Source organism: Erysipelatoclostridium sp. DFI.2.3, assembly GCF_019132535.1.
GTDB classification, from domain to species: domain Bacteria; phylum Bacillota_I; class Bacilli_A; order Erysipelotrichales; family Erysipelotrichaceae; genus Clostridium_AQ; species Clostridium_AQ innocuum.
Genome location: NZ_JAHOOJ010000042.1, coordinates 1 through 11460 on the forward strand (window position 1 = coordinate 1; position 11460 = coordinate 11460).

General features: G+C 45.3%; 12 protein-coding genes and 1 pseudogene. 12 read left to right on the plus strand and 1 reads right to left on the minus strand.

Going from position 1 to position 11460, the window contains the following annotated elements:
- The 7 genes and pseudogenes from KSZ58_RS22030 to KSZ58_RS23325 form a co-directional block, all read left to right on the plus strand.
- Positions 1–202 (plus strand): annotated as a pseudogene (locus tag KSZ58_RS22030) (transposase); the annotation flags it as partial.
- 196 nt (positions 203–398) lie between these two features.
- Positions 399–728, plus strand: a complete 330-nt coding sequence (locus tag KSZ58_RS22035; protein ID WP_008817566.1) for a mannitol dehydrogenase — start codon at positions 399–401, stop codon at positions 726–728.
- A gap of 196 nt (positions 729–924) precedes the next feature.
- Positions 925–1701, plus strand: a complete 777-nt coding sequence (gene yaaA, locus KSZ58_RS22040) for a peroxide stress protein YaaA (RefSeq protein WP_009271006.1) — start codon at positions 925–927, stop codon at positions 1699–1701.
- Between the two features lie 101 nt (positions 1702–1802).
- Entirely contained in the window at positions 1803–2552 is a 750-nt protein-coding gene (locus KSZ58_RS22045) for a copper homeostasis protein CutC (protein WP_008817564.1), read from the plus strand.
- A gap of 97 nt (positions 2553–2649) precedes the next feature.
- Positions 2650–2913 (plus strand): TIGR04076 family protein, encoded by a 264-nt coding sequence (locus KSZ58_RS22050; RefSeq protein WP_008817563.1) that lies wholly within the window; start codon positions 2650–2652, stop codon positions 2911–2913.
- 443 nt (positions 2914–3356) lie between these two features.
- Positions 3357–4193 carry a DUF5685 family protein gene (locus KSZ58_RS22055; RefSeq protein WP_008817562.1) on the plus strand — a complete coding sequence of 279 codons (837 nt, stop codon included), beginning with the start codon at positions 3357–3359 and terminating at the stop codon, positions 4191–4193.
- Complete coding sequence (locus tag KSZ58_RS23325; protein ID WP_002610447.1) at positions 4186–4782, plus strand: J domain-containing protein; 597 nt, start codon at positions 4186–4188, stop codon at positions 4780–4782. Before KSZ58_RS22055 ends, KSZ58_RS23325 begins: the two co-directional genes overlap by 8 nt.
- 257 nt (positions 4783–5039) lie before the next feature.
- On the opposite strand, the gene KSZ58_RS22065 is transcribed toward KSZ58_RS23325, so the two are convergent.
- Positions 5040–6650: a sensor domain-containing diguanylate cyclase gene (locus KSZ58_RS22065; protein ID WP_009271005.1), complete on the minus strand. Its 1611-nt coding sequence runs from the start codon at positions 6648–6650 to the stop codon at positions 5040–5042.
- A 397-nt stretch (positions 6651–7047) separates the two neighbouring features.
- Here KSZ58_RS22065 and KSZ58_RS22070 point away from each other — a divergent pair, with 397 nt between their 5' ends.
- From KSZ58_RS22070 to KSZ58_RS22090, 5 genes are all read left to right on the plus strand, one after another.
- A complete protein-coding gene (locus KSZ58_RS22070) occupies positions 7048–7284 on the plus strand; it encodes a FeoA family protein (RefSeq protein WP_008817560.1) in 237 nt (78 codons plus the stop codon).
- Positions 7281–9296, plus strand: coding sequence for a ferrous iron transport protein B (gene feoB, locus KSZ58_RS22075; RefSeq protein ID WP_022300187.1), 2016 nt, complete (start codon positions 7281–7283; stop codon positions 9294–9296). The genes KSZ58_RS22070 and feoB overlap by 4 nt, the downstream gene beginning before the upstream one ends.
- A gap of 53 nt (positions 9297–9349) precedes the next feature.
- A complete protein-coding gene (locus KSZ58_RS22080) occupies positions 9350–9532 on the plus strand; it encodes a FeoB-associated Cys-rich membrane protein (protein WP_002610454.1) in 183 nt (60 codons plus the stop codon).
- A 369-nt stretch (positions 9533–9901) separates the two neighbouring features.
- A complete protein-coding gene (locus KSZ58_RS22085; RefSeq protein ID WP_002610456.1) occupies positions 9902–10414 on the plus strand; it encodes a gamma carbonic anhydrase family protein in 513 nt (170 codons plus the stop codon).
- 57 nt (positions 10415–10471) lie between these two features.
- Positions 10472–11176: a manganese catalase family protein gene (locus tag KSZ58_RS22090; RefSeq protein WP_008817556.1), complete on the plus strand. Its 705-nt coding sequence runs from the start codon at positions 10472–10474 to the stop codon at positions 11174–11176.
- Positions 11177–11460 lie beyond the last annotated feature (284 nt).

The following is an 11460-nucleotide window of genomic DNA, read 5'->3' on the forward strand; positions in this document are numbered from 1 at the left end:
GCTTGAAAAAGGGCTTGAAAAAGGTCTCGTAAAAGGAAAAAGAACAATGTTAAAAGCACTGCTTATCCATAAGTACGGTATTGATGATGATTGGGTGGATACCTTGAGCGAACAGCAGCTGGATGATGTTGTTGTTCAAATTCTGGATTGTGCTACATATGATGCCTTAAAAGAGAAAATGGAAAAGAATAAATCAGAATAGAAATAGAAGAATGCAGAATTTCATTGGATTAAAATTCTGCATTCTTTTTTTATGATGAAGCTCTACACTACATTATCTATATAGAAATATTGGAGAAAATAATGAAAATCAAAAAAAATAGGACAATTTCATATGCTGTGGCACGCTGGTTGCTAACAAATAGGGTGAACCGTAGAAAAATGAAAGGAGGAGAACTATGAGAAGAGCTGTACATTTCGGAGCAGGCAGTATCGGACGAGGGTTTATTGGAGAACGCCTGCATGCATCCGGATATGAGGTAGTCTTCGCAGATGTGAATGAAGATCTGATTAACATGATCAATGAGGAGCAGGGATATGAACTGCAGCTGATCAATCATGATCTGCAGTCGCTGTATATTGATCATGTCCGTGCGCTATCAACGCTGGGAGATAAAGAGAAGCTGCTGTGGGAGCTTGCGCATTGTGATTTAATCACCACCTCTGTCTGGCCAAACAATCTGCCTAAAATAGCACTATCGTTTTGCATCTTCCAAACAAAATATTAAAGAGGAAGATGCAGTCATCTTTATCAAAGTGCTGGAAGCATTTCTTAATGTATAGCATATTCCCTGGCTATCAGAACTGAATCAGAAGAGCACTTTCTGCAGCTTATAATTAAACCTATGCATGTTAGCTGCTGCAAGCCTACTCAGAAGTTGTTTTTTCCTTTGAAGTATGGTATCTTGTTCATGGTGATACCTCATGATGATACTAATTGCTCCGGCAAAACGTATGCGTCCAACAATTGATTTTATGGATCACAAACGCATGCCCTGCTTCCTGCCGGAAAGTGAACGGCTTGTTACATATCTGAAAACAAAAAAGCAGGAGGAATTAAAAGCCATGCTGAACTGCAGCGATGCCATTGCCGAATGGACATACAACAGCTATCAGCACATGGATGTGAATGTCTCCTGTGTGCCGGCACTGCTCAGCTTTGACGGTATACAATACAGCTATATGGCACCGGATCTTTTATCGGAGGAATACTTCGTTTATGCAGAACGGCATCTTCGCATTTTATCCGGCTTATATGGTATTCTGGAGCCCTTTGACGGCGTCGTACCCTATCGTCTTGAACTGGACAGTCCCTTTCATACACCCTTTTGCACAAGCCTATATGATTTCTGGGGAAGCAAGCCCTATCAACGGCTGATTGAAGAGGATAAGCAGATTCTGGATTTATCCAGCAAGCAGTACGGCAGGCTCATAAAAAGGCACTTGGATCCGGATGTACACTTAGTCAGTGTCTACTTTCTGGAAGAAGAAGAGGGCAGGCGCAGGGAAAAGGGTGTTTATGTGAAAATGGCAAGAGGTGAAATGGTGCGCTGGCTGGCTGAACAGAATATTCAGCAGTTTGAGGATGTAAAGCGCTTCTGCAGACTGGGCTATCGCCTTGATACTGCGGTCTCGGATGATAAGCAGTATCACTTTGTGCGCAAAGCGGACTGGAAACGAAGCAAATACAAAGCTGTTTAAGAATGACGGTGTTTTAAACGGGAGTTGAACAGAAATTGAAACATTACGCAAGGCCCTGACACCGGTTTGCTTGGAATCAGCTTTCAGAAAAGGAGATTACAATGAAAATACAAACAGAAATATGCTGTGGCAGCTATAATGATGCACTGCAGGCAGAGCAGGGTGGTGCTCTCCGTATTGAATTAAACAGTGCCTTACACATGGGAGGACTGACACCGAGTGTCAGCTCTTTAAAGCTGGTTAAGCAGCATACGCAGCTAAGCGTCATGGCAATGGTTCGCCCTCGTGGAGGAGGCTTCTGTTATGAGACTGCAGACTTTGCACAGCTGTTGGACGAAGCTAAAGAAATGCTGGAAAATGGAGCGGATGGTATTGTATTCGGCTGTCTGCATGCGGATGGAACTATAGACGAGCAGCAGAGTGCCCAGCTGGTTGCAATGGCTCATGCAGCAGGGAAAACAGCGGTATTCCATCGGGCCTTTGACTGTACACCGGATCCGTTCGCTGCGATAGAAACGCTGATCGCACTTGGCGTAGACCGCATCCTGACAAGTGGACAGCAGCCCAAAGCCATGCAGGCGCTAACACTGTTGAGGAAGCTGCAAAACATGTACGGTTCCCGCATTGAGCTGCTGGCAGGAAGTGGGCTGCATGCTGATAACGTACAGCAGTTTCTGGTGGAAAGCGGAATTTGTCAGGTGCATTCCTCCTGCAAGGACTGGAAAAAGGATGTGACTACGATCCGTAAATCGGTAAGCTTCTCCTATGCACCACAGCCGCATGCATCCGACTATGAAATCGTAAGTGCGCAAAGGGTTCGTGCATTTCTTGCGGCAGTAAAGAGCGTGTAATCATAAGTGATAAGCTTTATGAAAGGAAAACGATGACCGTAGGGGGAGTGTCGAATTGCATATCCTACTATGTTGAAGGATGGAGGGAGAATCAGCTATGAGAACAGTCAGGTTGACCGTAACGAAGAGTGCATGCCGCAGCGGGTATTGTAAACAGGGAGATAGCTTTGTTGTGAAGGACTTATGTCCGCCTCTATGTCATGAATTCTGGAATTCAATATATCCAAGTGTTTATGCATTATTGAATGGTGCATTGCTGGATTATGGAGAACAGCGGGCAACGCAGTTTGATGCAAAATGCCCGGATGGCGGCAGAGTATGTATCCATGGAGAGCTCATGGAAGAAAATCGGACAGAATAGAAATGAGTTTCTGCCTGCTTAGGGATAACAGTAAAATGAAACATGAACTAGATGGATGAAAAGGCAGGTGTTGGATTTGCGTTTGCACACCTGGCTTTTTTATATACAGAGCAGTCATTTAGGTATGTTAAGATTTTTCCTGCTATTAAAAGGCTTTCTTCCAATACACAGGATCCTTTTTCACCAGACTGAGTATTCCCCTTTTTAGAATATCCTTTGAATGCATCATCATTTTATGTATATGCATCTTCTTTTTGAGTAAGCGTTTGGAAATAATGCAGCTTTTTTAAACCGGTATATGCATGATGCATTGTCTGCACAACAGGCTGAAAAGCGGCTTGCAATGTGTGTTTTTATGTTATCTTGTCTGCGACTCTTGAAATTTCCCTATAATAAGGGTAAACTTATCACATGAAGTTTTTTGTCAAGGCAGGGAAAGTAACATGTTTGGATATGTAATTGTCAATAAACCGGAGCTTAAAATAAAGGATTTCGATACCTATCAATCCTTTTACTGCGGCCTGTGCAAAGCACTCCATGAGGATTTCGGTCGCAGAGGTCAGCTGACCTTAAATTTTGATCTCACCTTTCTGGCGATTCTGCTTACGGCATTGTATGAGCCGGAGGATCAGCTCGTCAGGGAGCGATGCGTTGTTCATCCGATGCACCGGCATGTAAAGCGGGAGAATGCTTATCTTCGCTATGCTGCGGATATGACGATTATTCTGACCTATCTGAAGTGTGAGGATGACTGGAAGGATGAGCATCGGCTGCAGGCCAGAAGCATGCTATCGCTTTTAAAGCGTCCGATGAAGCGTATGGAAGAAGCCTATCCCCATAAGATACAGGCAATCCGTGAGGCTTTGCAAAAGACAGCGGAGCTGGAGAAGGCGCAAAGCCGTGATCTGGACAGGCTTTCCTCCTTGAGCGGTGTGATGATGGCGGAAATCGTTACCTACCGGCATGATGAATGGTATGATACACTATATCGTCTGGGAGATTATCTGGGAAGGTTCATCTACATCATGGATGCCTATGATGATGTGGAAGACGATCGAAGGAAGGGACAGTTCAATCCGTTTCTTGAAAAAAGCGGGCAAACGGATTTTGATGAACGTGTCAAGGTCATTCTGGAGCTGATGATTTCCAACAGCGCCGATGCATTTGAAGCACTGCCGATTCTGCGGCATGCGGATATACTGCGTAATATCCTGTATGCGGGAGTCTGGACGAAATATGAAATGGTAAGAAAGAAAAGAACAGGTGAAAAAGATGGATGATCCGTTTAAGATATTAGGGGTGTCAAGGGATGCCAGTGAGGATGAAATCAAGCGTGCTTATCGCCAGCTTGCGAAGAAATATCATCCCGATGTAAACAAGGAACCCTACGCTGAAGAGAAATTCAAGCAGATACAGAATGCTTATCAGCAGGCACTGGATTATAAAAAGAACGGGGGAGCATTCGGACAGAATTTCAACGGCTACCAGCAGAATACCTATCAGCAGTCATTTTCCAATGATTACCAGGCAGCTGTCAGCTATATAAACATGGGGCGTTTTCAGGAGGCGATTCAGGTGCTGAACAGCATTCAGAATCGGGATGCATCCTGGTATTATCTGTATGCCATCAGCAATTACAGTATCGGGAACCAGATTGCGGCGATGGAGGCGGCAGAGCGAGCATGTCAAATGGATCCGTCCAATCAGCAATACCGTCAGCTATATGCACAGATGCAGTCCGGAAGAACCCGCTATCAGAGTATGCAGAGTCCCTTTGGCGGTGGAGGATCAAATTTCTGCTGTCAGCTGATCTTATGCAATATGTGTCTTGGCGGGGGATGCTGTCCGGGAATCTATCTGTGCAGATAAAGTCGCATGGTTTGCGGCGTTAGCCTATGTACGCAGAAAGGTAATCAAAACAAAAAGAGGAAGAGGTATGCAGAAATTGCGGTACCCGGCTATTCATAAAGAAGATGCCCTGCGACAGAACAGGCGATTGCCCATGTACGAAACAGAAAAGCAAAGGATCAATTTCATCAGGTTCGTAAAGATGAAATTGATCCTTTTTGTCTCAAATGCATTGCGTGCCTACTGTATCGCACATAAGAACGCAGGCTGTATGTTTTTTACCTCTCCTCAGCCTGACGAAAGGCACCGTTGTGCGTTTCCTTTGCTCTGTACAAAGCCTCATCGGCAGCCTTGATCAGCTCCATATAATTATCATTGGGGCAGGCGATAATAGCACCGGAGGATAAAGTGATTGCGGGCATATTTCGTTTCTGGGCTTCCTTCGCCAGTGACAGATTGATATCCTCCATGATTTTTTCCGCTACACGGTAGTCACGCGTATTGGATACGAAGATGGCGAACTCATCTCCATGGAGTCGTGAAGCATAATCGACTGTACGGATTCGACCGACAATCATCTGTGCCGTCAGACGGATAACCTCATCACCGGCGGAATGCCCATATTGATCATTGACAGATTTAAAATGATCGCCGTCAATCATAATCAGGATTCCATTCTCATCCTCCTCCATTCCCTGTATGTGATGCTTAACTGTACTGCGGAAGGATTTCATATTCATCATACCGGTCAACTCATCGATGGCTGCAGCCTTCTGGGCAGCCTGCAATGCAATTTCCAAACGCTTCTGTGTCTGACCCAGCTCCACATAGGCCCCCTTTAATTCACGGTTTTTCAGCTCTCTGCTGATCTGGCTCAGTACATATATCAATATGATTTCCAGTATGAGCAGAGGAATCAGCCAGATTTGCAGGGTTGCGGACAGCATGGAATATACGGGTACGAGAATAAGATAATCAAACTCGTTTCCCTGCTGGATCAGTCCGAAGTATTTCTGATTCTGATAATCAACCAGCTGCATACCGTCATCCTTCAGAAGCGAGTTGAAGTCGGTGGAAAAGCTGTTTTGAAAATCATAGAAGGCCTGTGCATAGGAAGCCTCATCCTCCAGCTTCTTTCGATCCTCCTTTGAAATTGAGGAATCGGCCTGCTTCAGCTTGTTGTTTGCCTCTGTCAGCTGTTCTCTGTTTTCCTCAGTACTCTGCATCAGGTTTCCGCCTAGATAATCCTCCTCACTGCTACCGATGATGGTGCCTTTTTTATCAAAAATGATCAGCTGCTCCTTATCATATGCCTGTAAAGAGGCGACAAGCTTCTGTATGTTTCCCATTTTTATATCATAGGCAAACACGGTTTTCTGATCCGGCTGCAGCTGTGAAATGGTGGATAGAATATAATGATTGGCAAAGCTCATATACGGCGGAGTGAACACGATTTCACCCTTCGCATCCACTGCATTGCGGTACCACGGACGTGTTGTGGCATCATATCCGCTTTTTTCATATTGCTCATAGGGCGTATCCCAGCTGTATAAATAGGAGTTCCTATAATACATATACAGGCCGTCAAAGGTATCACCCTCAATAGCCTGCAGCTGCTTATCCAGCTTTTTCAGATACTTCCAGATGACTGCCGGCTTTGGCTCTGCTTCCACCTCCCTTTCAAGCATGGTTGTGAACAGCTGAAAGGAATGCCGGTAATCATCCATAACACTTTGTACTTCCTCCTGTGACTGCAAAGCATGCGCATTCATATCCGCTTGGATTTGCCGGTAGGCATGATTGCCTATGATGATGCAGGCGGCAAGGTTGATAATCAGAAAGCCTGCGACATACCACAGCTGATGCTTTTTAAATAAACTGCGTTTCATATGGAACCTCCTCATTGGTTTCGCCATAAAAGTTGAGTTTTAAGAAATATCTGTTATGTTCATTTTATCACAAAAAGGCGTAGTGCACATAAGAAAAGAAATTCAGTATGCATTCTTTTAAATTGGCTGAAAAGAATGCCTGTAATATCAACAAATGAAAGAATATTTCATATCGTATTTTATTAGCTGGCGGCTTTCAGGGCGGCTGGGCAAGGGTGGTGGTTGATGCATTTGAAAGAGCTTGTCTGTGGAAAATCATCACCGAGGGGAAAATAGTGGTGGAAATATGTTTGCGTTTGTGAAAAACTGCACGATAAGCATTGACAAAGTAAGGAATTAGAGTATGATATATATGGATATTAACCAAGGGTAACATTTAGAAAGTTGGTAGTTGATTATGACGACATTGGATAACATTAAACCCGGACAGGGTGGCATTATACGGGCAGTTGGCGGGCAGGGGGCGCTGCGCAGACGGCTGCTGGATATGGGATTGACGCCGCGTACGAACGTGCATGTAAACAAGGTGGCGCCAATGGGTGATCCCATGGAGCTGAATCTGAGAGGCTATGTTCTGACGCTGCGTCTGGAGGATGCCGCTAAGATTGAGGTAGATACGGAGGGGGCGAAATGAAGGATGTACTAATCGCACTGGCCGGTAATCAGAATTGCGGCAAGACGACACTCTTCAATCGGCTGACCGGCAGCAACCAGCATGTGGGGAATTTTCCCGGAGTAACCGTGGAAAAGAAAATGGGGCAGATCAAATCGTTTAAGGAAGCTGCCTTGGTCGACCTGCCGGGAATTTATTCCCTGTCTCCTTATACGAGTGAAGAGGTGGTGACAAGGGATTTCATTTTAAAGGATGATCCGGATTTGATCATCAATATCGTGGATGCTACGAATATTGAACGAAACCTCTATCTGTCTTTGCAGCTGATGGAGCTGCAGAAGCCGATGGTGATTGCGCTGAATATGATGGACGAGGTGACGGCGAGTGGAAACAGCATTGATGTGCATACGCTGAGTGAGCATCTGCGCTGTCCGATCGTGCCTATCTCCGCAAGCAAAAATGAGGGGATCGATGAGCTGATCCGTGTGGTGAAAAAGCAGATTCGGGATGGAAAACAGGCAGTAAATCTGGACTTCTGCAAGGGAGAGGTTCACCGTGCCATTCATTCCATAGCCCATATTATAGAGGATCATGCGAAACAGGCAAAGGTTCCCATGCGTTTTGCCTCTACCAAGCTGGTGGAGGGAGATGAACCGATGCAAAGGGAGCTGAAGCTGCATCAGGATGATATCGATATTATAGAAAAAATCGTAAAAAGCATGGAGGATGCCTTACAGACAGACCGTGAGGCTGCACTGGCAGATATGCGCTATTCCTATATAGAGGAGCTGGTGGCTGACTGTGTTGTGAAACGGCATGCATCCTCAGCACAGGTGCGCAGCGAGAAAATTGACGGGCTGCTGACACATAAATATCTTGGCATACCGATTTTTATTCTGATCATGCTGTGCATTTTCTATCTGACCTTCGGTCCGATTGGCGGTACTATGCAGACGCTGCTGGAGGATGGGATTGCCGTAGCATGTGATCAAATGGCTAACCTGCTGGCGTCCATGCAGGTCAGTGACTGGCTGCAGGCGCTGATCATAGACGGTATCTGCAACGGTGTGGGAAGCGTACTGTCCTTTCTTCCTGTGATCGTAACGCTGTTTTTCTTCCTGTCTTTGCTGGAGGACAGCGGGTATATGGCCCGGGTGGCGTTTGTTATGGATAAGCTGCTGCGTAAAATCGGCTTGTCGGGCAGAAGCTTTGTGCCAATGCTGATTGGCTTTGGCTGCAGTGTGCCCGCTATCATGTCCGCCCGTACACTGAGCAGTGAGCGTGACCGGAAAATGACCATCGTTGTCACTCCGTTTATGTCCTGCAGTGCCAAGTTGCCAATTTACGGTATGATAACCGCTGCATTTTTTCCTGAGCATACTGCATTGATCCTGATCAGTGTATATCTGATTGGTATCCTTGTGGCAATCCTGTCTGCACTGTTGCTGAAAAGCACAATGTTTAAGGGAGACAGCGTGCCCTTTGTAATGGAGCTGCCTTCCTATCGTATACCGAGTGCAAAAAGTGTAGTGCTGCATATGTGGGAGAAGGCTAAGGATTTTCTGCGCAAGGCATTCACGATCATCTTTGTGGCCAGCATCGTTATCTGGTTTTTACAGAGCTATGATTTTTCCTTCACTGCAGTTGCGGATTCCGCAGATTCCATGCTTGCCAGCATCGGCACCTGGATTTCTCATATGTTTGCACCGCTGGGATTTGAGGACTGGAGAGCAAGTACCGCACTTGTAACCGGAATCACGGCAAAGGAAAGTGTTGTTTCCACGCTGAGTGTACTGACCCAGACAAACAGCGATGCCGGTTTGAGTGCTGCTTTGCAGACAATTTTCACACCGGTTTCCGCCTTTGCATATCTGTGCTTCACGGTATTGTATATGCCATGCATTGCCGCCTTCGCCGCAACAAGAAGAGAACTGGGATCCATCAGGCAGGCGCTGGGAGCTGTCGGCTACCAGACGATGGTTGCCTATCTTGTCGCATTCCTTGTCTTTCAGATCGGAAGTATGTTCTTCTGATTGGACAAAACCTGTATTCCTGCATATACTAAAGGTGAACAGGATGTGAGAATATGAATATTGCAGATGTTATCGTAATAGCGGTACTGCTTGCCATACTTGCGGTAATCGTTTATGCTACCAGACCGAAAAAAGGGAAGGACTCCGGCTGCGGCTCCTGTCACAGTGACTGCTCCAGCTGCTCTGCCTTTTCCAGCCTGTATGAAGATTATAAGAAGGATCAGGAACAGGAATAATATATGAGCTGTCTTGCATGCTATCCTGAATAAATATGGGATATGTGGAAATACAATAAGGTGTGCGGATGCTTTGCCAACAGCTTATGGCTTCGCTGAGGTTGCACCTGCTGTTCCTGTGTTTGGAATTGAATAATAAAAAGCAGGTAATTTTAAAAAGGCCTGGTCTTCGGTTGTTTATGGATAAGGAATTCACATTTCTATTGTCATTTATAGTAATGTGAATTCTTTTTTTGACTTATCGTTAAATAGGGGAAGAAATATCAAAAGGTACTGACATCTGAAATTTTAACTTTCGTATGTAAATTCCTTCATGATAACGGTGTCTTGTGTGGTATAGTATAGCTGTAAGGAAAGCAGGTGTAGAACATGATTTTACCATACAGAGATAAGCAGCCGCTCATAGAAGAAAGCGCCTATGTATCCAGCAATGCGACCGTGATCGGTGATGTGACGCTGGAGAAGGGAAGCTCCATCTGGTTTCACAGCGTGGTGCGTGGCGATAAGGATCATATTCATATCGGCGAGGACAGCAATATACAGGATAATTGCACGCTGCATACGGATCCGAAGCATTTGCTGCAAATAGGGAAACGGGTGACCGTGGGCCATAATGCGGTGCTGCACGGTTGTATGATTGAGGATGAGGTGCTGATCGGCATGGGAGCTATTGTGTTAAACGGTGCACATATCGGCAGACACAGTATCATCGGTGCAGGGGCTCTTGTAAAGGAAGGACAGCAGATTCCGGAAAACAGTCTGGCTGTGGGCAGTCCTGCCCGGATCATACGCAAATGCAGTGAGGAGCAGGTAAAGGAAATTCTGGAGAATGCCGCGCATTATGCACAGCTAGGCAGTGAATACAAAGAAATAGATGTTTAAAATCACGTATAAATGAAACACTCCTTCCCATACTAATGGTGACAAAGGAGTGAGAATATGTTTGAACACAAGAAAAAGTTATTACATCCTGTAAAGGTAGAGCGTCCCAATCCGCAATACGCTGTCCTGATGCAGGAACAGCTGGGAGGCTGCAACGGTGAGGTCAAGGCAGCGATGCAGTATCTGTCACAAAGCTTTCGCGCAAAGGACCCGGTCTTCAAGGATTTGTTTCTGGATATCGGTACCGAAGAGCTGAGCCACATGGAAATGGTGGCAGAAACCATCAATCTGTTAAATGGTGGTGATGTGGACTATAAGAAGGTGGATGCCGGTGAGATTGAAACAATGGTTACCTTCGGTCTGAATCCTGCCCTGGTAAATTCCAGCGGAAATCCATGGACTGCTGACTATGTGACCGTGACAGGTGATCTGGCAGCCGATCTGCTTGCGGATATCGCAAGTGAACAGCGTGCCAAGGTGGTATATGAGTATTTGTATCGTCAGATTGATGATAAATATGTCAAGGAAACCATCATGTTCCTGCTGGAGCGTGAGGAAGCTCACAATGCACTGTTCTGTGAAGCACTAAATAAAATTACAGATGACGGCAGCAATAAGAGCTTCGGTATGAGTGAAGACAGTCGCTTGTATTTTGACTTATCCAAGCCGGGACGTTACTTTGATGATCCGGATCCAAAGGCACCGAAAATGGCAAATGCCAAGGATTCCAAAAGCACCAAAAGCAAATCAAAAAAGAAATAAGACATGCAACAGCCAAAGGGGAACCTGCGGCTTTTTCTTTTGGAGATACTGTTCGAATCTCGAATAAGAAAAGGAATGCGAATTTACTCAGCATTCCTTTTTCTTTCTATTTAAGTTCGTTCTTTTTCAGCTTTTCTTTTAAATCATCATATGTATCACATTTCAGGATAAGGATGACTGCGTCATCTATCTGCTGATCGGATAAGGAATTCACCCAGTTATCGTCAATTTCGTACTTATGGATGATCTGTGTTTGTAACAATGTCCTTTTTCCTTTTTCAAGA